The organism is Bacteroides acidifaciens, from assembly GCF_903181435.1.
Taxonomy (GTDB): Bacteria; Bacteroidota; Bacteroidia; order Bacteroidales; family Bacteroidaceae; genus Bacteroides.
Map to the genome: position 1 here is coordinate 2,875,485 of NZ_CAEUHO010000001.1, position 22,297 is coordinate 2,897,781.

A 22,297-nucleotide genomic window follows, 5' to 3' on the forward strand; every position below is an offset into this window, starting at 1 on the left:
TGAAAAAATTAATAATTAACTTATATATGATAGCTTGAAAATTGAATGCTTGCTACATCGGGATCTCAATCTCATCACCGTCCATCCAGTCGCCCACGTCCGGGTTGAAACCGCCACCGTTTGTAATCGGCTTCGGAAGCTCCAGACCGTCAATCACGATCTCCACATTACATTGGTCGGTTGCCCCATGCACCTGGTCGGTGACGTTGAACGTCTGATAGAATCTGCTGCCATCCGCCAATATGGCATAGATGGTCAGTTGGTGCGGATTATCCAACGTGGGGCAATGACCGAACACGTGGAAGTTTGACGTGATGGTGGATTCCATATCCGAGTTTCCTGGGAACGACATCGTCACCAGCTCCTTGGTAAGTTCGCCACTTCCTGCCAGCAGTCCGCCCGCCATACTTGAAAGCGCCCCGCTTATGTCACGTGCATATTTCAGGTTGGTGACGTTAAGCACCTTTACCGTGTAGTTGCAGAGCTTTCTTTCAGGATAGAGCGTGATTTTATAGCTTTGGGTAGGGTCGGTGAGGTATATTCCCATCTCGCCGGCACTCCACAGCCTGTCGGGTGTGTATGCCGCACGCTCGTTTTCCGTACCTTCTGCTCTAGGCGGCTCACTTCCGCGCACTCCCAGGAAGGAAAGCAGCGAAGTAGTGACGGTACGCACTTCAAACGTCTCCCAGCGACCTGTGCCTTGAAGCTGGTTCGTCTCCGAGTCGCTGTTGATACCGACTACATTGTAGCGTCCCAGCGGCACGGAAATCTTGCCGCCATTCTTGCCTGCGAACTGAAAACGTTCGGCTGCTCCTCCTTCTTCGGGAACAAAGTATATGTCCATTGTCGTCGGATCAGCGTCAGGCGCGTTCTTCCAGTCGAAGACAACCTCCACATCCACAAAGTGACGATGGTCGTAGCACAGCTCTTTGTGCTCGCACGAGCTGAAAAGCAGTCCTGCCGTAAGCGACAATATACTTGCTATCCTTTTTATCTTTTTCATTGTTTCCCTCCTTTCTTCTCATTGTAGTTACCGCGTCCTATCAGCCACACGAGGGATACTTCTGCCTTGGTGGGTCCGAACCAGTGGCGTTGCTTGGTCTGCTCCCATACGTAGTGTGTGTCAACAGGATTATATTTCCTGTATTCACCTGTCAGATAGCCTACACCGACACCGAAGTCGAGATTCAGCCTACGTGCAACAGGAAGCGAATAACCGTATTCGATACCCACGCCATAAGATGGCTTATCCAGCAACTTTCCGCCCGGCTTGCCACCCATGTAGCCTTTTCCTCCCAACTCTACATCGTAGGTCAGTGCTTGCAGGTAGAGCCCGAGATGGTGACCCTCGAATGCTTTTTGTTTGGCGCGTTTGCCTAAATACTTGCGAACATCAAGTTCGCCACCGTAAATTCTCCAGTAGTTGTGGGCACGGTCGTTTTTCCACCATGCGTGCATCCATGAAGCACCTATCGTCCAGCCACGACCCAAATAAAATTCTGCTCCTACATTAGGTACAAGCGCTGCGTCATAAAGCAGATTGCTCTTGACCGCCATCTGGAACGGCTTGCGCACACGTTCTTCCGCTTCCACCGATATTTTTCTCGCCATTGCAGCTGCTTCGGCTGCTTCAGCGGCAGCACGTTTTGCCTTCTCGGCTGCGGCACGTGCACGCTCCACGGCTTCATCGGCCTGTGCCTGTGTCTTGGCTACAACCGCTTCGGCATTCACCCTCGCCACATGGTCGGCAGGAACGTCGCCTATGACAGCAAGCACCTCCTCGGCATTGCGACGCGCTTCGGCTGCTTCCGCAAAGGCTTCATCGGCAGCTGCGATGGCTGCATCCGCTGCGTTCTGCGCCCTGTCTGCCGCCACCGAGGCACGGGTTGCCGCCGCAAGAATAACGTCCGCCTGCTCCTGAGTGATTTTTTTGCCTTCTACAAACGTCTCTTTCGCTGCTGCTACCGCCTCAGCAGCGGCAGCCACGGCAATACCCGCCTCATGTTCCGCAAGTGCGGCTGCTGCAAGAGCCTTGTCGGCCGAAACATTCGCCTTGAACGAAAAGTCGGTAGCCTGAGCGATGCTCACACTATGATCGGGGATGGTATCGTACTCGCACACCACACTGACACTTGACCCACGCAGTTCGGGGAAAAAGTGCTTGAACATATAATTCCACGCCTTCCCTCCACGAAGCACACTCAACTGTCGCTTACGACTGTCGACCACCTTTTTATTTTTGAATACCCACTCGGGGGTATTGTGCAGAATATTGAGAACCTCTTCTTTATAAGGCATCTGTGAGGCAGTCACCAATCTGATAAGCCCGTCCCAATCCACACCTTGAGAGTTTAATGAAACAAGAGAATCTGCTAGTGGGACTTCACGGATAAAATAATTCCGAATAACCGTACCACGATCTAAACTCAAACGTTCATTGATACTACTGGACCCTTCCGGAGAAGCACCAGATTCCAGACGCAACTGACGGAAAACAATCGCAGTATCACCCCTAAGCTTTCTTAGCAACTCCACGGCACCCGACAGCGATGCCGCATTATTCCGGTACGACGGCTCCAGTTCTGAGCGCCCCGTTCGGAAATAAATTCTCGAGGATAGCGTATCAGCACACGAGAATTCCTGTCCCGAGACTGATTCCAAAGCGAGAATCATCACCATTAATACTACTAATACTTTTCTCATTTATAATATTATCTAATTTATTTCTTTAATATATATACTGCTCTATTCTATATAGAGCGGCAAAACGAACATTTGTTTATAATCCACTGATTTACAAAAACTTGCTTATTAACTGAAGAGTTGTTTGTTTCATTACTATGACAAACTAATAAAAAAATGTTTTTTTTACATATAATAGCATGTTATTTAGCTGTTTATGTGGGAAAATGCTGAAACAATGCTGAAACAATTAAAGACATAAAATAATAAACTTATGGATAAGAACCATTCATTACATTATTTCACAGAACATCGTAATTGTAAACATTATCTTTCTAAGGTGAATACCGGATTTGTTTACAGAGAGTTTGAGGCGGAGACGGAGTTTGTACTGGATAGCTCCACTCATCACTTGCTTATTTTTATGGAGGGCAGTTGCTTCATTGATTGTAACCGTTTTACAAACAGACTTTTCTCCGGCGGAGAGATGGTGTTAATACCAATGTCGGCAACGTTTGTCGGAAAGGTTGAGAAGCGGTTGCGCTTCATAGATATGTGTTTTGAAACACCTTTAAGTTATTGTGACAAGATGGTAATACAGAGTTACTCTCATTTCAGATCAAAGATATGCTATACTTTCCGTTCCTTGCCGGTGCGCAAACCTTTACCGGAGTTTTGCAACATGTTGGCATACTGTCTGGACAGCGGTTTTTCTTGCGAACAGTTCCATGAAATGAAACACAGAGAATTATTCTTTTATTTGAGGGGATATTACTCAAAGGAGGAAATAACCGAACTGCTATACCCGATAGTGGACCGATCAATGGATTTCAAAGTTTTCGTGTGCAAGAACTTCAGCAGGGTGGATTCACTTGATGAGCTTGTCAAACTTTCTAATATGAGCAAGAGGACTTTTTTTCGTAAATTCAAGGCTGCATTTAATACAACTGCATATCAGTGGATGCTGAAACAAACGGTGAATACTATCATAGATGAATTCTCAAAACCGGATGCTGTTCTCAATGAAGTAGCCGAAAGACTAGGCTTCCATTCAATAAGCAACTTTAGTAATTTCTGTAAACGGAATACTGGCTATACACCGACGGAACTTATACAAAAATGCCGAAACAATGAGATTGTGAAAGAAGATATAGGATGCTAAGGGTTAGTAAAATATGCGGGATTTATTCCCAAATCAGTGAGAAGGAATAAATCCCAAAATGGCAATATTTATAAAGTGAAAATGTCTCTTTTTTGCAACTGATAATTGAAAAAAAACATCTATCTTTGCAGCCGGAATGATAAACAAATGGAAGCCGTTTTCCCACATGCCGCTCTATATAGAATAGAGTTGGATGCAAAATTAGTATTTTTTGCTTTTGTAGTCAAGACCCGTTCCTGAAAATTCGTGTTAAATTAAATATCTGACACTTGTTCGTTTACCTTGTCCACTATGTTGTGGTCGAAATCTTTCAGATATATCCTTGTTGTTTTCTCAGTTGTATGTCCGAGTCCCTCACTGATGACTGCGGCCGGTGTTCCCATTTCTTTAGCGAGAGTAGCCCATGTATGGCGCGCGACATAGGTAGTCAGCGTAGTATCTATGCCGCAGAGTTTTCCGAGGTGTTTGAGATTTCTGTTTACACGTTCCAATACCTGCCTATACTGGTTGTGGAGCTCCCATTCGTCTTCCCCCAACAGGACAGGGAAAATATAGGGTGAGTGCGAATCGTATTTGGCAATCAATATGTCCAGTTGCGGTGTAATCCCCACTTGCAACCACTGGCCGGTTTTACGTCTGAAGTAACCGATGGCACCGTTGCTCAGACTGCTTTTCTTTAAATAGATGACATCTACAAAAGGCATCCCCCTGCAGAAATAGCTGAACATGAAAATATCCCTTGCGAACTCGAGGTGCGGAGATTGTGAGAGATCAGTATGGTAAAGTCTTTGGAGCTCTGTACGTTTCAAGGCACGCTTGACGGTTTTGCGGGGTTTTGAACGCACATTACCGAAAGGATCGACATCCGTCACACGGTATCCTTCGTTTTTTGCCTGCCGGTATACCGACTTCAGGTTGCGCATATAGTAACATACCGTGTTGGGGCTTACACCGCGTTTATACAGGAACACCTCGTAGTCGCTGACAAAACGGGTATCGATTTCAAGTATGCTTACCTTACGGCTACCGACAAATTCGGCTACTGAGGCACGTGTGTGCTGCAAAGCCGCTTCCATACCGAAGCGCTTCAACGCATGCTTGCAGGTGATCTGAAGGTCCATATAGTGCAGAAGTCCCAGTTTATCACGGTCAATGTCATACCTCATAACGATGTCCGAAACGGTGTAAGGCTTCCGGCGCGCTTCCAGTGTTGCGATATAGTTGTCCAAATCACCCTGTATCTGTCTGAGCTCCCGGTTTAACTTACCGACTTCTCTTTTACTGCGTACAGCTTTGGAGATAAAGCGAACGCCTTGCTTCCGGGAGTCAAATTCATCCTCGAGAAGTTTATAAGAGGTGTAGATAAGTTTTTTCTGACGCCGATGTATGAGTTGGAACACCAGTGGGTAAGCACCGTTCTTGAGAACACGGTAGCGGTTCAAAATTAATTTAACTGTTGCCATTTCTGTACTTTTAAAATTTGAGCGGCAAAAATAATATTAAAAGTGACGACAGTCTGTTTTATGTTGAAACTGAAAAATATTTCAGATATTTACATACCTATATAATATATAATAATAACTACCCTTGCCGCAAATAAGAAACAAGAAGTAGGGAAAATTGGTTCTGTCCATTTGGCTTTATTATCACATATCATCATAGTCTAATCATTAACGCTTAATGAACTGCAATAAAGCCACCGTTCATTTTCATTATAACTAACTGACAATCAAAGATTATACTACTATAATCAATAGATTTCCAATAAGACATCTCTATCGTTTCACTCTAGTGAACAGGCTTATGCACTCTAGTGCACAAGTCTATTCACTCAAGTGAAACGATCTGTTCACTAGAGTGGAATAATACCGATAAAGGCAGGAAAAAACAATAATACCAATTACAAAAGATATGTTATCTATCGACTTAACATACAAACTACGGTTATATTGCCTTCTACATATTAGCTACTTGAAACAAAGACAAGCATAATATGCAGCATGAGAAATGCGAAATAGAGTATGAGAAATACCTTCTTTAAAGGCATTTTATAGCTATAAACTATGAGAAATACATGTAAACATTTTAATTCTCATAATTTATACATCTAATTATCAATTAAATACAATTCTTTATGAGAATATGAGAAATGATTTTGCGAAATCGTTTCTAGTATTGCCTTACACTTCTTCACATACCGGCATATCCATCCCTTTATACACTACCACAATCTTGTGCAATTTCGTAGTGCCAACAGCTCGTTTCACAGTCTCCGTTTCTGCATAGCGGTTAGCTTGTTCGATAGCTTCCTGCCGCAATTCATCCACACGGCTTTCAGAGTCCTTGTATTTTGCATACTTCAATTCTATAATATAACTATGCGTCATGTCGGAATAGATATCCAACAAGGGACATAGGAATATATCGACATAGCCTGCTTGCGTGTCTTGCTCGGAGATAGGACGGTAAAAGCGGTTCTGCGCTGTCATGGCAAGGGTGAAGCCATGGACGAAAAATTCACCTTTCTGTTTGTCACGTTGGGAAGCGTAACGTTTCAGGCAGTCGGCAATGTAGCCGAAATAGGCTTTCCATTCGCCATCGTAGGCAAGTCGACTAGAAAGTTCGTTCTTCTCGTAGCTGCTGAAACTCAAGTCTGCATCATTGTATGTATTCAGCAAATAAGTATAGAGTTGCTCCTGAACCACTTGATTAGGGATGGTCAACTTAGTCTTTCCCTTATGTAATCCGCTAATGGTGAGCATACCGAAATAATAGAGTAAACTCACAAAGTTGTCAGGATTGGTGATGCTGACAGCAGGGAAGCCTTTCTTCAACTCTCCCGTGATATAGCCTTGACTTACTAAAGTCTGGACGACAGAAGCATCATGTGCAAACTCCTTGTCCTTGCGGATAAGCATACGCAATTTTTCATAATCGATACGGATATTATCTTCTACCATATCCCGTGGCGCCCTACCACTCATAATATAGTTTTTAACAAAATAGAGCACCATATTAGAATTATACATCGTGGTATCACCGTAACATTCTTGAGCAAAACAATAGTTGTCATACCACGGCTTCATTATTCCTATCAGTTCATCTACAGTATGCTTGAAAGGACTGTTTGTTGAATAGTAAGTCAGCATTTCGCGCACTTCCTCTTCAGTGAACCCCATCATTTCGTTAAATTCGGATGTAAGCGAATAATTAGTACCGATATTGAACCCACTAGTCAAATCATCCATTGTTACAGGGCTTACGCCCGTTATGAAACAGCGTTTGATGCTGGAATAGGTTCCTGCCTTAATCTTATTGAAGAAGGCGCGGAGATAACCTTCACCATGTGTTTCATTGGTATAGCGGTGCAAGCTTTCGGGGTCGGCAAGTATGGCATTGGTGAAATGGTCGTACTCGTCAATAAACAGATAAATATCCCGACCGGCACGCTCACACTCATGATAAAGAAAGTCGAGCTGATTGACTGCCCCATCCTTTTCATCCAACCTCTCTTTGATACCTTGCGGCAGAAGGTCGGCATAGACTTCGCAGAAATAGTCAAAACAGATTTGGCAATGCGCATCCAGTCCTTCACGGTAGTTACTCAGTTCACCGACAATTCCGGAGAAATTGAGATAAAGCACCAGATAACTATTACGGTCACGCGTGGGATACTTACCTATATATAAGTCTCCGAAGAGTTCATCGAATTTGTCTTTAGTACGCACATCATAATAATGTTGTAGCACATTCAGCGTCAGGCTTTTTCCGAAACGTCGGGGGCGCATGAAGAAAAAGAAACGGTCTGCCTGTTCTATCAGAGGTATGAAATGGGTTTTGTCAACATAATAATAGTCTTCACGGCGAATTAATGCGAAGTTCATCATACCGTAGGGAATGCGCTTTCTGTCCGGAAATAAATATTTTTCCATTACTTTATACTTTAAAGAAATGAGTACTCTGTAAATGACAGAAACAAAGATAATCTCTTTCTGCCATTCTCACAAACAAAAGCACTTCCTTTTTGGGATACTCTTTCACAAAGGGAAGGATTATTCCTCACATGATTTGTTTTTATTTCGTAAACACAATCTCCCCTTTACGTCCCCCACCGCGAAGAAACAATTCATAAATATTATTACCTGAATCTTTTACTTCAAGAATATCCAGTTCTGTTGTTTTAGTTTGTTCACCACGGACAATCGTCTTAAGGATAGCGTCCGACTTCTTTCCGGTCGAAAGTCCGCCTTTCCATGTCAACAGATATTGTTTGCCTTCGGCAATATTGGTTATGGCAACTTTCTCAGAAAATGCGGTTACAGACCAGTTATTCGGCTGTTCCAGTTCCACCGTAATGTCCCAGGTGAAATGGGGACTTACATCTGTGTCTGTTCCTTCCGTTAGAAGTTCCTCTTTACTGCATGATGTGATAAAAACACATAGCAACAGTATGGCGGTTATTGTTCTCCAAAGCATATTCAATTGTACGGTCATCATCGTTTTACTATTTTTATAAGTCTGTATATTCCATTATCTGACTATTTTCAGTTTAGCAATTCCACCATTATCTGATGTCGCTTTTAAGTCTATCTCCCCGCTATATGAGGACAAGTCTATCTGCCCTTCGGATAATGAGCACTCTTTTCCATTGACATAAAACCGGGTGAATGCTTCTGCTCCGATACCTACTACCCTGGCTATATTTCCTTCAACAAGGATAGCGGCTTCTTCCAGCCAGTCGTAAGTAGTATCTTCATTTCCTTTCCCAGCAAAACAGCCGAGCCCGGCATTATACAATTTACCATTCGCCTTTAACCGCAGAAAATCTATCTCCGGGAGACTTCCGTCTGCTTTACGTGAGAAGGTAAGTTGGCCAGCGTCCAAACTGATAAAATCATCATCTGTCACAGTCATTTCTACCGGAAGAAAAGAGTTATTGGTAATCTCACATTCCGCCTGATTGACATCTACGATATGTTTCCCCGATGACCTCGGTTTATGAGACAAGTTGTTCTTTATAATATGTCCATATCCCGGCACGTCAACAGCTTCCGATACAGTCTTCCTGTTCAGCATACAGAAATTAGAAGGATTCTGATACCCTGTATTATTATGCCAGGCTATTCCGCCCAAATGATGATTCGCATAAAAACCTTTATTCTTGTTCATATACGCCAAGCAGTACTGAACCACATGCATAGGAATCACACTCGGAGCTTTCGGACTATCACTCATACCATAACCGCCCGACTTAAATCCGGTGCCGTCGCCCGCCTTTACTCCCTCTTTCGTATATCCATTCAAGAAAGACCAGCAATTCTCGATTGTAAAAGGCGCCTGACAGTTTATCAAATCAAATCCGTCATCGCTATTATACCAAGCACGGCATCCTCGAAACACATTGCCTGTATATTGGGGAGAAGTGAGATGTCCACCGAATCCGTCGACGTTTCCACCTTTACCGCCGTCGGATATAGGGTCATAATTATTATACGCATCACAATTCAGTATCAGATTATCTTTGCCTGTCACTATATAAAAACCGATAGCCATGCCGTCATGCATCGACAAATGCTCATAAATATTATTGCTTCCGCCTTCATTACGAAAACATTCGGACTGGGTATGACCTACGATAGTCACTTGCGTACCTATGACTTCTATATTTCTGAAATGCAAATAAGAGCCACTCACATAAAACACAATGACACGCTCATTTTCCGGTTTTACCTCTGAAAGGTCAAATACGGGACGTTCATTCTTATAACCGGAATAACAGATACGCTTATCAACCCCTGTCCCACTCTTCGACATCTTAAATACCCGGCTCCAAGTCGTGCTGCCTGCCGTATAATGTTCCATTATTTCGGCTTCCGACACTTTGTATGTCCCTTGCCGTATATAAACCGTATCTCCGGCTACAACTTTCGATTGAGCTTTGCCCAATGTGGCAAAGGGTTTGTCAATCGTTCCGCTGTTCGAATCGCTTCCATTGGTGGCTACAAAATAGTTCGTTGCCGAAAGAGAAAAGAGATACCCTATGAAAAAAAGAAAAAGGCTGATGCGTTTCATGGTTTGATGGAATTACTTGTAATTAATCTCAATCTTGCTGTCTATATTATCCGTTTGCTGCAATCTGCTCTTATCTTTCACAGTCAAACGGATATCCTGCAACTGGAAATTCTTTCCATACGTTATTTTTCCGACAGATTCGACTTCTGCGTCAATGTTGGACAGATAGAAGTTCTCGATACGATGATTTTCATTCCAGCCCGAGGCAGAGATGAAACGTTTCGCTCCGTCTGCTTTCACATGCGAGAAATATACATTGCGGAAATAAGGATAGCCTTTTTCCTTCGGTTCAACAGGAGTCAGCATCGTAGTCCAGTGTGCGGGGATTTCTTTTCCTTCGTACTCTTTGGGTAAGGCAGAATAGCTATATTTCGGGTTCCAGTTCAAGTCGACAGCCAGGATACGGGTTACGCTATCAGCCTCAACACGCGTCATATAAATATTCTCAACCGTTCCGCCACGGTTCATGGACGATTTCAAGCGTAGGGCAGTGCCCGTGCCACAGGCTTTGAGGTCATATGCCAGTACGTTACGGATAGAGCCGGAAGTTTCACTTCCGCAAGTCAGTAATCCTGCGCCTTTGCGGGCGATGCAGTTGCGGACTACCACATTCTCCGTAGGACGGTTCACACGCAAACCGTCTGCATCACGACCTGCCTTGATACAGATATTGTCATCATTGCAATCTACGTCACAGTTTTCTATCAGAATATTGGTAGACGAGTCAATGTCGATGCCGTCCGTGCTCGGGCCGTGTCCGCCTACATTATTATTAATGGTAAGTCCGCTCACCGAACAATGGTCTGAATAGAGTATTTGGCAAGCCCAAAATCCGGTACGTACCAATGTAAAGTCCTTCAGAGTGACATGCTTGCTATTGGAAACGAGGATTCCCCGTACCCGCTTGCAGTCGTAGTCCACAATCCAGCGCAAGTTCTTTTTTTCGTACTCTTCGCGCATTGTCCAGTATTTATCCCAAAACACCTTTCCACGGCAATCAATAAAGCCTTCGCCCGTCAGGGCGGCATTTTCCGCATCCATGATATTGATAACAGCCGAAGGCCAGGTCATCTCAATACCGGCGATACGGGAAGGAAATTCCGGATAATCCTCTATGTCCTCACTTGCGAGTAAGGTTGTGCCTTTGCTAAGATGCAGGTTTACTCCGCTCTTGATAAACAGGGCGCCTATCTTATAATATCCCGGGGCAATAGTCACCGTTCCCCCACCCTGCCGGTGACAAGCGTCAATGGCAGCTTGAATGGCGCGGGTGCTAAACGTAGAGGTGTCATTCCGTAGTCCGAACTTCCCGGCATCCCATGCTGTGTTTCCCGGAGTTGTTTGCGCTCCTACCTGATTAGCCCACGACAAATCCGGTTTGGCGGACACACTTCCCCAATCATAAGCGGGAGCTGTCTTTTTCGGAGCCGTAAAGCCAATCAATGCAACTAGTACAATAGATAAAAGATATTTCATAATTACTTCTTTTTGTTCACATTGCAAAATTATCGCATATCATACAAGAGGACATGGACGGATGTACGTAAAAGATAGAAATTTATGTAGAGTGGACAATTAATAGGGACGGATGCACAATTGTATATAGTCTTTGTACATTTCTCCATTACATACATTTAAAAAAGGAGTAATTTTGCAAGAGAATAAAAAGAATAATAGGAAAAGTCCAAACCGATAAGACAAATATGAGAAAAATTACAATCTATCTATTGTGCCTGTTCCTGTCAGTGCCTATGATGACAATGACGGCACAGCCCGGTTATAACTACTCTAAGTTACAGCGGGAAAAACTGAACCGTGGCGTAATTGCTATCCGTGAAAACCCTTCGGAAGTAGTCGTTTCATGGAGATACCTGTCTTCCGACCCGATAAAGAGCGGATTCAATGTGTATAGGGACGGGAAGAAAATAACAGATACGCCTGTCACGGTGAGCACGATGTTTCGCGACAAGAACAGTAGCCGGAAAGCGGCTGTTTACGAAGTACGCCCTGTGGTAAAAGGAAAGGAGACGCATCATATTGACGGCAAATATACGCTTCCGGCGGACGCACCGCTCGGATATCTGGATATTCCTTTGCAAAAGCCGGAAGACGGGACGACACCGGCGGGAGACACTTACTCTTACACTCCCAACGACGCTTCTATCGGCGACGTGGATGGTGACGGTGAATACGAGATTATCCTGAAATGGGACCCGAGCAATTCACATGACAATTCGCACGATGGTTATACCGGTGAAGTATATATAGATTGTTACCGTCTCAACGGCGAACGTTTGTGGCGTATCAACTTAGGCAAGAATATACGTGCCGGAGCCCACTATACCCAATTTATGGTATATGACCTTGACGGTGACGGCAAAGCGGAAATTGCGATGCGCACGTCAGACGGGACAATCGACGGAAAAGGGAAAATGATAGGAAATCCCGATGCGGATTATCGCGAAGCGGGCACTTTTGATAAAAAAAGAGACAGGCTCGTCAATCAAGGACGTATTTTGACAGGCAAGGAATACTTAACCGTATTCTCCGGTCTTACAGGGGAAGCGCTGCACACCGTTGATTATATTCCCGAACGCGGCAATCCGAAGGACTGGGGAGATAACCGTGCCAATCGCAGCGACCGTTTCCTGGCTTGCGTGGCTTATCTGGACGGGATTTATCCGAGTGTGGTGATGTGCCGCGGATATTATACCCGTACCGTACTGGCTGCTTTCGACTGGAACGGGAAAGAGCTGAAAAACCGTTGGGTATTCGACAGCAATAATCCCGGATGCGAAGATTACGCCGGACAGGGAAACCATAACTTGCGGGCAGGCGACGTGGACGGTGACGGATGCGATGAGATTATCTACGGTTCATGCGCCATCGACCACGACGGCAAAGGGCTTTACTCTACCAAAATGGGGCACGGAGACGCCATTCACCTGACGCATTTCGACCCTTCACGCAAAGGTCTGCAAGTGTGGGACTGCCACGAGAACAAACGGGATGGAAGCACATACAGGGATGCGGCAACCGGAGAAATATTGCTGCAAATAAAGAGTAACACCGATGTAGGGCGTTGCATGGCGGCTGACATCGACCCGACGCATCCGGGCGTAGAAATGTGGTCGGGAGATTCGCAAGGAATCCGGAATGTAAAAGGAGAAATCATTGCTCCTAGAATGAGAAATATGCCGATGAATATGGCAGTATGGTGGGATGGAGACTTGCTGCGTGAGATGCTGGATAAAAACGTTATCACCAAATATGACTGGGAAAACAAGAAGTTTGTCCAGCTTGCCAAATTCGAAGGAGCCCTTTCCAACAATGGAACCAAGGCAAACCCGTGCCTGCAAGGGGATATTATAGGCGACTGGCGGGAAGAAGTATTACTCCGTTCCGAGGACAACACTTCACTACGGTTGTATGTATCGACTATCCCGACCGAATACCGGTTCCACACTTTCCTTGAAGAACCGATATACCGAATCAGTATCGCTACCCAAAACGTAGGTTACAACCAGCCGACGCAGCCCGGATTCTATTTCGGTGCGGAGCTGATAAAAAAGAAAGGTACTTTCAGAGGTTATCAGTTCAAATAAGTAACACATCAAATTAGTATCGTGTTACAAAGTATTAGCACAAACCACGAATACACATCTCTTGCCCTTGGTATATCTACTATACAAAGGGCAAATTTGTTTAAAATCCGAAGAAATAACTATCTTTGCCTGCATATAACACATATAAATCCACTATGAAAAAGAATACATGGCTTATATTCTCGCTTTTATTTCTTTATCTGTATCCACTGTCCGCTTCTGTCGAAATCCGTTCGAACAAGCTGACTACCGGAGACGGGTTGGCTAATAATTCTATCCGCTACATGATGCAGGATAGTAAAGGATTTATCTGGTTGGGGACTCTCAACGGATTAAGTTATTATGACGGTAACTCTTTCGTCAATATCTATCCGGACATCAATAATCCGCTTTCCCTCGCCGACTCCCGCATCCGCAGCATGGAAGAAGACCCGAACGGCTTTATGTGGATTTCGACGATTTCCTCATTTATCAGTTGCTATGATTTGCGTCACGGCTGTTTCGTTGACTTCACAGGCAAGGGGGAGTATAAGGAGAACTATTCCAAATTCATCATCGCTTCCGACAATTCCATCTGGTTATGGCACAATCAGAACGGATGCCGCCGAATCGTTTATCAGGATGGCAAATTTTCATCGCAAGCGTACAAAAAAGAATCGGGCACTCTGCCGTCCGACAGGGTACAGTTCGTCCTGGAAAGTGCCAAAGGAGAAGTATGGATTGGTACAGACAAGGGACTGTTGAAGTATCACAACGGACAGATAGCCAACCTAGACCCGCAAGGACAAAAATGGGAACATATCAACTCGTATGACCAATATACCTGTATCATCACCAATAAGAATGAAATCTACCGTCACACTTATTCTGCGGACAAACTGGAAAAGGTAGCGTCACTGGCGGAAAGTTTCGATGATGCAAGCCACGTCACAGGCAGCTTCCTCTTACAAGACAAATGGGTATTGTTCACAGCCAACGGCAGCTATATATTGGATATCCCCACCGGAAAACTAAGCCGCTATTCCGAACTGAACATCAAGAACGGTGCCGTCACCCGCGACAACAAGAAAAACGTATGGGTACACAACTATACCGGAGATATCTGGTATGTCAACATAACCACGGGGGAAATCAAACCTTTCCGGTTCCTTTCTTCCAAACATATCGGGTACATTGACGTGGAACGTTACAGCATCGTGCATGACTCACGGGATATTCTTTGGATATCGACTTACGGCAACGGACTTTATGCTTATGAGTTATCGACCGGCAATTTGCAGCACTTCACCTTTGAAGTCAACCAGTCCAGCCATATCAACTCCAATTATCTCCAGTTTGTAATGGAAGACCGTTCCGGCGGCATTTGGGTAAGCTCCGAGTTTTCGGGATTATCCCATCTGGAGATTCTGAACAAAGGCACGCAACGCCTTCACCCCAGCGGTGAAAACAGTTCCGACCGCTCCAATACCATCCGTATGCTCTTCCAGGCTCAAAACGGTAGTATCTACATGGCAAACCGCATGGGCAGCCTCTACGAATACAACCCTACCCTGACCAAGATAATCCGGCAGGAAGACTTCACACACAATGTATATAGCATGAATGAGGACTCCGAAGGCAACCTGTGGTTGGGAATGAGAGGAATAGGACTCCGTATCGGCGCAAACAAGTGGTACAGGAACGACAGTAAAAACCCTCATTCACTATCCAACGACCAGGTTTACTCTATCTATCGGGACAAAAAAGGGCGTATGTGGCTGGGGACTTTCGGCGGCGGACTGAACCTGGCGGTAAAGACAGCCAATGGTTACGAGTTCAAGCATTTCTTGCAGGATAATTACGGCGAGAAGCGTATCCGCGTCATCGAAGAGGACAAGAACGGGCGCATGTGGGTAGGAACCAATAACGGTATCTACATCTTCCACCCCGATTCACTGATTGCTTCGCCCAAGAATTATGTGATATACAATCATGCCAACGGCACATTTCCCAGCAACGAGATACGTTGCCTGATGAACGACGATAAAGGCAATATGTGGATTGGGACTTCCGGCGCCGGATTTGCGGTCTGCCGTCCGGAAGACAATTATCAACATCTGACGTTCGACTGTTATGATATAAAAGACGGATTATCCAATGCCGTGGTGCAGTCTATTGTCCAGGACAAAGACAATAAGATGTGGATTGCCACCGAATACGGAATCTCCCGCTTCACTCCGGCAACCAGACAAATCGAGAATCATTTCTTTTCCTCTTATACTTTAGGAAATGTATATAGCGAGAACACTGCCTGCGTCAGCAACAACGGTTATCTGCTGTTCGGAACGAACTACGGGCTGGTGGTACTGGATGCCAACAAGATAGAGAACCTCGACAAACCTGCTTCCGTCATCTTCACCGGACTTCAAATCAACGGCGCGCATATGCTTCCGGGCGTAGAAGATTCGCCTTTGCAGGAAGCAATGCCTTATATCAACGAACTGAATCTGAAATATTATCAGAGTTCGTTCGTTATCTCTTTCTCCACTTTCAACTATCTCGACGGCATATCCAAATACTCTTACTGCCTTCCGCCCTACGATACGGAATGGAGTTCGCCTTCCAGCCTGAACTTTGCCGGTTACCGGAACTTGCCACCGGGCAAATATGAACTTCACGTGAGAGCCTGTAATGCCGCCGGTATTTGGGGAGAAGAAAATATCATGGAGATTGTGATAGCACCACCCTTCTGGAAGACCGGTTGGGCGTATCTGATTTATGCGATTCTGATTGCCATAGCAGGTTATTTCAGTTTCCGCATTATCCGGAACTTCAATGCCTTGCGCAACCGTATTGCCGTAGAGAAGCAGTTGACAGACTACAAGCTGGAATTCTTTACCAACATTTCCCACGAATTCCGCACTCCGCTGACGCTGATTCAAGGTGCTTTGGAGAGAATCGTCAATATGGGGAATCATTCCAAGGATATGCAGCACTCGCTAAAGATTATGGACAAGAGCACGAAACGGATGTTGCGGCTTATCAACCAGCTACTGGAGTTTAGGAAGATGCAGAAAAACAAGCTCGCCCTTTCACTGGAAGAGACGGATATTATCGCTTTCTGCTATGAAATATTCCTTAGTTTCAAAGACGTAAGCGAATCTAAAAACATGGATTTCCGTTTCGAGCCTTCACAGAACTCTTATAAGATGCCTGTCGATAAGGGAAATCTCGACAAGGTGATTTATAACCTGCTCTCCAATGCCTTTAAATATACTCCTTCCAACGGCAAGATTGTATTCAAGGTAGACGTGCAGGAACAGAAGAAACAACTCTGCATCCAGGTGACAGACACAGGACTGGGCATTCCGAAAGAGAAACGTGCGGAACTGTTCAATCGTTTTATGCAAAGCAGTTTCTCACACAGCAGTGTGGGCGTAGGTCTGCATCTGACCTACGGGCTGGTCAATATGCACAAAGGAACGATTTCTTATAATGAGAACGAAGGCGGCGGCTCTATCTTCACAGTCGAACTGCCAACCGATGCCGGTGTCTACGAAGAAAAGGATTTCCTTGTCCCCAACCAGCTATTGATTGAGGAAGAAGAACAACGCCACAAGGAACTTGCCACAGACGAAAAGGCGGACGAAAAGACAGGCGAAGAGCCGGCTACTCCTACTGAACCATTGAACAAGCGGAAAGTATTAATCATTGAGGATGACAACGATGTCCGCGAGTTCTTGAAAGAGGAAATCGGACAGTATTTCGAAGTAGTGGCGGAAGCGGACGGTATCAGCGGATTCGAGCGTGCGCAGACTTATGATGCGGACTTGATTATCTGTGATGTATTGATGCCGGGCATGACCGGATTCGAAGTGACCAAGAAACTAAAGAACGAGTTTGCCACCAGCCACATCCCTATCATTCTGCTGACCGCCCTCAACATGGAAGAAAAGTATCTGGAAGGTATTGAATCCGGTGCGGACGCTTATATTACCAAGCCGTTCAGCATCTCTCTGCTACTGGCGAGAATCTCCAAACTGATAGAGCAACGGGACAAGCTACGCGAGAAATTCTCCAACGAGCCGGGAATGGTTCATGCGGCTATCTGTACGAACAACAAAGACAGCAAATTCCTTGCGAAGCTGAATGATATGCTGAACGAGCATATGGTAGAAACGGAATTTTCCGTAGATGACTATGCCAATCTTATGGGATTGGGACGTACCGTGTTTTATAAAAAAGTACGCGGTGTCACGGGATATTCGCCGAACGAATACCTGCGCGTCATCCGCATGAAGAAAGCTGCAGAGTTATTGTTGACCGAGGATTTGACCGTTTCCGAGATTTCGTACAAGGTAGGTATCAACGACCCTTATTATTTCAGCAAGTGTTTCAAGAACCAGTTCGGGATTGCTCCCTCTGTTTATCAGAAGAACGGTGGTAAAGCTCCGGCTTCTATTGATACATCGGACGATACGGAGCAATCTGCCAAGGAAGAGAGCAATGAAACGGATGCCTGAAAAAATACGCGATAACCGGCACATAATAGTATTTCATTCCCCTTTTCAACGGGGAATGTGTACTATTATCCGAAATTGTGTACAAATACCCGTCCCGATTTTTTCAGCGGAAGATAAAAATTACATCCTTTCCGTACGGTAGTATAGGCGTATTTTCTTTCAATGTACTTCCTTTGCAGCAGAACATTATTTAATTGATTATCATGAAACACAAATTATCTCTTTTTGTATTTCTGCTGGCTGCACTGCCTTTCATCAACGGTCAGGCATCCGAACGCCAAAAATACAATTTCAATAGCGAATGGAAGTTACAGGTAGGAGACTTTCAAAAGGCTAAAGACGCTAAATTTGACGACAGTAAATGGAAACAAGTAACTTTGCCTCATGCCTTCAATGAAGATGAAGCATTCAAGCTTTCCATCGAACAACTGACGGATACGGTGGTGTGGTATCGTAAAAGTTTCCGGATACCGGGGCTGAAAAGTAACCAAAAGGTATTCATCGAATTCGAGGGAGTACGCCAGCGTGGAGACTTTTATCTGAACGGGCATAACCTGGGCAGACACGAAAACGGTGTAATGGCGGTAGGGTTCGACCTGACTCCGTATATCAAAGAAGGGGAAAATGTGATTGCCGTACGCACCGATAATAATTGGATGTACAGGGAAGAGGGTACAAACTCCAAATTCCAGTGGAACGACCGTAACTTCAATGCCAATTACGGTGGTATCCCCAAGAATGTATTCCTTTATGTGACTGATAATGTATATCAGACTCTTCCTTTATACAGCAATCTGAAAACGACAGGTGTATATGTATACGCCAAGGATATCGACGTGAAAGGACGCAAGGCGACGATTCATGCCGAGTCGGAAGTAAGAAATGACAGCAAGGCACCCCGGCAGTTCAGTTATCAAGTGACGGTACTTGATGCGGACGGCAAGCTAATGAAAACTTTTCAAGGGGATAAGGTGACTTTGAAAGCCGGAGAGACAAAGACGGTAAAAGCTTCCGCACCTGTCGGCGGACTTCATTTCTGGAGTTGGGGATACGGTTATCTGTACACGGTAAAAACAGCATTGAAAGATGAAAACAACCAAGTATTCGATGAAGTAAGTACCCGTACAGGATTCCGCAAGACACGCTTTGCCGAGGGTAAGATTTGGCTGAACGACCGTATTATCCAAATGAAAGGATATGCGCAACGCACCAGCAACGAATGGCCGGCAGTAGGTTTGTCCGTACCTGCCTGGTTGAGCGATTACTCCAATGACTTGATGGTGAAAAGCAACGCGAATCTGGTTCGCTGGATGCACGTCACCCCATGGAAACAGGATGTGGAATCTTGCGACCGTGTGGGGTTGATACAGGCAATGCCTGCCGGAGACGCTGAAAAAGACCGTGAAGGACGCCAATGGGAACAACGGGTGGAACTGATGCGCGACGCGATTATCTACAACCGTAACAATCCGAGTATCCTGTTCTACGAATGTGGCAACAAGGCTATCAGTCGCGAGCACATGATAGAAATGAAGGCTGTCCGTGATAAGTATGACCCGTTCGGCGGACGTGCTATCGGTTCGCGCGAAATGCTGGACATTCGCGAAGCGGAATATGGCGGCGAGATGCTGTATATCAACAGAAGTGAGCATCACCCGATGTGGGCGACCGAATATTGCCGCGACGAAGGTCTGAGAAAATACTGGGACGAATACAGCTATCCTTTCCACAAGGAAGGTGACGGCCCGCTTTATAAAGGCAGACCGGCTACCGACTACAACCGTAATCAGGACGAACTTGCCATTACCATGATAGCACGTTGGTATGATTACTGGCGCGAACGTCCCGGAACAGGCAACAGGGTCAGCTCCGGTGGTACTAAGATTATCTTCTCCGATACCAACACCCATTACCGGGGTGCGGAAAACTACCGCAGAAGCGGAGTGACGGACGCTATGCGCATCGAGAAAGACGCTTTTTTCGCACATCAGGTAATGTGGAACGGCTGGGTGGATACGGAAGCAGACCAGACATACATCATCGGTCACTGGAACTATCCTGGCAATACGGTAAAACCCGTACATGTGGTATCTACCGGAGAAGAGGTGGAACTTTTCCTGAACGGTGAATCACTGGGTAAGGGCAAACGGCAATATAATTTCCTCTTCACTTTCGATAAAGTTCCCTTCAAACCGGGGAAACTGGAAGCTGTCAGCTATAACAAGGCAGGAAAAGAAATCAGCCGTTATGCAATCCATACAGCCGGTGAAGCTGCCAAATTAAAACTTACCGCTATCCAAAATCCCGAAGGATTCCATGCAGACGGTGCGGATATGGCATTGATACAGGTGGAAGTGGTGGATAAAGACGGAAGACGTTGCCCGCTGGATAACCGTACGGTTCAGTTCACGCTCGGCGGCAATGCCGAATGGCGCGGCGGTATTGCGCAAGGCGAAAACAATCATATCCTCGATACGAATCTTCCGGTAGAATGTGGCATCAACCGCGCACTCATCCGCAGTACGACCACTGCCGGAAAGGTGACTCTGACCGCACAAGCGGAAGGACTTCCCGCCGCTACCCTCACTTTGGAAACAGTGCCCGTGAAAGTGACTGAAGGTTTAAGCGGTTATCTTCCTCAGACTACTTTGAAAGGCAGACTGGATAGAGGTGAAACGCCTTCTACCCCTTCCTATAAAGATAGTAAAAAGGGAGTACGCATCGTTTCGGCAAAAGCGGGAGCCAACAACCGAGATGCGGAAAAGAGCTTCGACGACATCGAACTGACCGAATGGAAAAATGACGGTAAACTCAGCACTGCATGGATTACCTATACACTGGAAAGGGAAGCCGAAATAGATGATATATGTATCAAGCTGCAAGGATGGCGCTCACGCAGTTATCCGCTGGAAGTGTACGCAGGAAATACTCTGATTTGGAGCGGTAACACGGAAAAGAGCCTGGGATATATTCATCTCGATGTAGAAAAACCGGTACGCGCCAATACGATTACCATTCGTCTGAAAGGAAATACGAGTGATAAAGACGCTTTCGGACAGATAATCGAAGTGGAAGCCAAAGCTGCCAATAAAATGGAACTGGAAAAGAGCAGTAGCAGGAACCAGTTAAGAATCATCGAGGTAGAGTTTCTCGAAACTATCAGATAAATCAGTTTTCAACAGGTATTAGTTTTTTCAACAGGTATTAGTTTTTCCAACATATCATATTTCTATCATGAAGAATTTTATAATCCTTTTAATATTTGCATGCAGTTGTAACTGTATGGCAGGCAACAATGAGCCTGCACACGTGATCATCACCGCCGGACAATCGAACACGGATGGACGCGTACCCAACGACCGCTTGCCGGATTATATCAAAGCTATGGCAACGGACACGGCTTTCACTACCGGCGCTTACAAGTATTGCAGAATTGCGCAGAACCGTACAGACGGAAAGTTCCGCCCTTTTTGGCCTAAAAGTAAAAGAAGAGCCAAGCCTACCACTTGGGGATATGACGCTATCACTTATTATTGGCTGGAACAACTGTGGCAGGAACCTTTCTACGTTATCAAATGGGCAATCGGCGGAACTTCTATCGAGCCTTCCGCCACTTCGGACAAATCGGTTCACTGGTCGGCAAATCCTGAATGGCTGGCGAATAACGTGGCGACCAGCCAGAAAGGGCGTTCATTGCTCCTGTCTTTTATCAATGACATAGACGGCTGCATTGACCATACATTATCCAAGTTGAAAAACGGTTATCAGATTGACGCATTCCTATGGCACCAGGGAGAAAGTGACCATGCTTATGGAGATAAATATTACGAGAACCTGAAAGCGGTAGTGACCTATGTGCGCAATCATTTAAGCGAGAAGACCGGAAAAGATTATTCCAAGCTTCCGTTTATCTTCGGTACGGTAGCCAGAAAGAACAAACAGTATGGCAGTGAGGTTGAAGACGCCATGAAACGCTTCGCCAAAGAGGATAAGAATGCCTATCTGATAGACATGTCCGACGCGGAATTAATGGGCGACCGATTGCATTTCAACCAAAATTCGGCCGAATATTTAGGCAAGCAGATGTACGAACGGATAAAGGCACTTCGCTGAAATGGCTATATTGTACTTTCATAGGGGGTAGCGTACAAATACCGGGTGTGTTTTTCTGCAATCAGTATGAAAATACATCTTTTCCGTACGAATACTTGAGCGTAATTTCTTCTAATACGCTTCCTTTGCAGAGGAAGTCAGACAAACAGTAAACCGTGTCT

At 45.3% G+C, this 22,297-nt stretch carries 12 protein-coding genes; 5 read left to right on the forward strand and 7 right to left on the reverse strand.

Annotation, left to right across the window (positions count from 1 at the left end; genetic code table 11):
• Positions 1–52 precede the first annotated feature (52 nt).
• Together CLIN57ABFB40_RS12105 and CLIN57ABFB40_RS12110 are read right to left on the reverse strand one after the other, a co-directional pair.
• Positions 53–1,003, reverse strand: coding sequence for a DUF5119 domain-containing protein (locus tag CLIN57ABFB40_RS12105; RefSeq protein WP_175630280.1), 951 nt, complete (start codon positions 1,001–1,003; stop codon positions 53–55).
• A complete protein-coding gene (locus CLIN57ABFB40_RS12110) occupies positions 1,000–2,703 on the reverse strand; it encodes a DUF3575 domain-containing protein (protein ID WP_254871748.1) in 1,704 nt (567 codons plus the stop codon). Before CLIN57ABFB40_RS12110 ends, CLIN57ABFB40_RS12105 begins: the two co-directional genes overlap by 4 nt.
• 253 nt (positions 2,704–2,956) lie before the next feature.
• On the opposite strand from CLIN57ABFB40_RS12110, the gene CLIN57ABFB40_RS12115 reads away from it, so the two are divergent.
• Positions 2,957–3,844, forward strand: coding sequence for a helix-turn-helix domain-containing protein (locus CLIN57ABFB40_RS12115; RefSeq protein ID WP_175630281.1), 888 nt, complete (start codon positions 2,957–2,959; stop codon positions 3,842–3,844).
• A gap of 254 nt (positions 3,845–4,098) precedes the next feature.
• On the opposite strand, the gene CLIN57ABFB40_RS12120 is transcribed toward CLIN57ABFB40_RS12115, so the two are convergent.
• The 5 genes from CLIN57ABFB40_RS12120 to CLIN57ABFB40_RS12140 form a co-directional block, all read right to left on the reverse strand.
• Positions 4,099–5,307 carry a site-specific integrase gene (locus tag CLIN57ABFB40_RS12120; protein WP_175630282.1) on the reverse strand — a complete coding sequence of 403 codons (1,209 nt, stop codon included), beginning with the start codon at positions 5,305–5,307 and terminating at the stop codon, positions 4,099–4,101.
• Positions 5,308–6,024: 717 nt separating this feature from the next.
• A complete protein-coding gene (locus CLIN57ABFB40_RS12125; protein ID WP_175630283.1) occupies positions 6,025–7,776 on the reverse strand; it encodes an AAA family ATPase in 1,752 nt (583 codons plus the stop codon).
• Between the two features lie 142 nt (positions 7,777–7,918).
• Complete coding sequence (locus CLIN57ABFB40_RS12130; protein WP_175630284.1) at positions 7,919–8,341, reverse strand: hypothetical protein; 423 nt, start codon at positions 8,339–8,341, stop codon at positions 7,919–7,921.
• Positions 8,342–8,374: 33 nt separating this feature from the next.
• Positions 8,375–9,916 carry a right-handed parallel beta-helix repeat-containing protein gene (locus tag CLIN57ABFB40_RS12135; protein WP_175630285.1) on the reverse strand — a complete coding sequence of 514 codons (1,542 nt, stop codon included), beginning with the start codon at positions 9,914–9,916 and terminating at the stop codon, positions 8,375–8,377.
• A gap of 12 nt (positions 9,917–9,928) precedes the next feature.
• Positions 9,929–11,392: a glycoside hydrolase family 28 protein gene (locus CLIN57ABFB40_RS12140; protein WP_175630286.1), complete on the reverse strand. Its 1,464-nt coding sequence runs from the start codon at positions 11,390–11,392 to the stop codon at positions 9,929–9,931.
• Positions 11,393–11,619: 227 nt separating this feature from the next.
• Between CLIN57ABFB40_RS12140 and CLIN57ABFB40_RS12145 the strand changes: the two genes are divergently transcribed.
• The 4 genes from CLIN57ABFB40_RS12145 to CLIN57ABFB40_RS12160 all read left to right on the forward strand — a co-directional run bounded on the left by CLIN57ABFB40_RS12145 (position 11,620) and on the right by CLIN57ABFB40_RS12160 (position 22,136).
• Positions 11,620–13,521, forward strand: coding sequence for a rhamnogalacturonan lyase (locus CLIN57ABFB40_RS12145; protein ID WP_175630287.1), 1,902 nt, complete (start codon positions 11,620–11,622; stop codon positions 13,519–13,521).
• 155 nt (positions 13,522–13,676) lie between these two features.
• Positions 13,677–18,023 (forward strand): two-component regulator propeller domain-containing protein, encoded by a 4,347-nt coding sequence (locus CLIN57ABFB40_RS12150; protein WP_175630288.1) that lies wholly within the window; start codon positions 13,677–13,679, stop codon positions 18,021–18,023.
• A 203-nt stretch (positions 18,024–18,226) separates the two neighbouring features.
• Positions 18,227–21,190, forward strand: a complete 2,964-nt coding sequence (locus CLIN57ABFB40_RS12155; protein ID WP_175630289.1) for a glycoside hydrolase family 2 protein — start codon at positions 18,227–18,229, stop codon at positions 21,188–21,190.
• A gap of 67 nt (positions 21,191–21,257) precedes the next feature.
• Positions 21,258–22,136 (forward strand): sialate O-acetylesterase, encoded by an 879-nt coding sequence (locus tag CLIN57ABFB40_RS12160; RefSeq protein WP_175630290.1) that lies wholly within the window; start codon positions 21,258–21,260, stop codon positions 22,134–22,136.
• The last annotated feature ends 161 nt before the right edge of the window (positions 22,137–22,297 follow it).

What these genes read in the sequence shown, in the direction of transcription:
- CLIN57ABFB40_RS12110 (WP_254871748.1), bottom strand. Translation starts at nt 2,703, where the DNA reads ATGAGAAAAGTATTAGTAGTATTAATGGTGATGATTCTCGCTTTGGAA.
- CLIN57ABFB40_RS12120 (WP_175630282.1), bottom strand. Translation starts at nt 5,307, where the DNA reads ATGGCAACAGTTAAATTAATTTTGAACCGCTACCGTGTTCTCAAGAAC.
- CLIN57ABFB40_RS12150 (WP_175630288.1), top strand. Translation starts at nt 13,677, where the DNA reads ATGAAAAAGAATACATGGCTTATATTCTCGCTTTTATTTCTTTATCTG.
- CLIN57ABFB40_RS12130 (WP_175630284.1), bottom strand. Translation starts at nt 8,341, where the DNA reads ATGATGACCGTACAATTGAATATGCTTTGGAGAACAATAACCGCCATA.
- CLIN57ABFB40_RS12155 (WP_175630289.1), top strand. Translation starts at nt 18,227, where the DNA reads ATGAAACACAAATTATCTCTTTTTGTATTTCTGCTGGCTGCACTGCCT.
- CLIN57ABFB40_RS12135 (WP_175630285.1), bottom strand. Translation starts at nt 9,916, where the DNA reads ATGAAACGCATCAGCCTTTTTCTTTTTTTCATAGGGTATCTCTTTTCT.
- CLIN57ABFB40_RS12160 (WP_175630290.1), top strand. Translation starts at nt 21,258, where the DNA reads ATGAAGAATTTTATAATCCTTTTAATATTTGCATGCAGTTGTAACTGT.
- CLIN57ABFB40_RS12140 (WP_175630286.1), bottom strand. Translation starts at nt 11,392, where the DNA reads ATGAAATATCTTTTATCTATTGTACTAGTTGCATTGATTGGCTTTACG.
- CLIN57ABFB40_RS12115 (WP_175630281.1), top strand. Translation starts at nt 2,957, where the DNA reads ATGGATAAGAACCATTCATTACATTATTTCACAGAACATCGTAATTGT.
- CLIN57ABFB40_RS12125 (WP_175630283.1), bottom strand. Translation starts at nt 7,776, where the DNA reads ATGGAAAAATATTTATTTCCGGACAGAAAGCGCATTCCCTACGGTATG.
- CLIN57ABFB40_RS12105 (WP_175630280.1), bottom strand. Translation starts at nt 1,003, where the DNA reads ATGAAAAAGATAAAAAGGATAGCAAGTATATTGTCGCTTACGGCAGGA.
- CLIN57ABFB40_RS12145 (WP_175630287.1), top strand. Translation starts at nt 11,620, where the DNA reads ATGAGAAAAATTACAATCTATCTATTGTGCCTGTTCCTGTCAGTGCCT.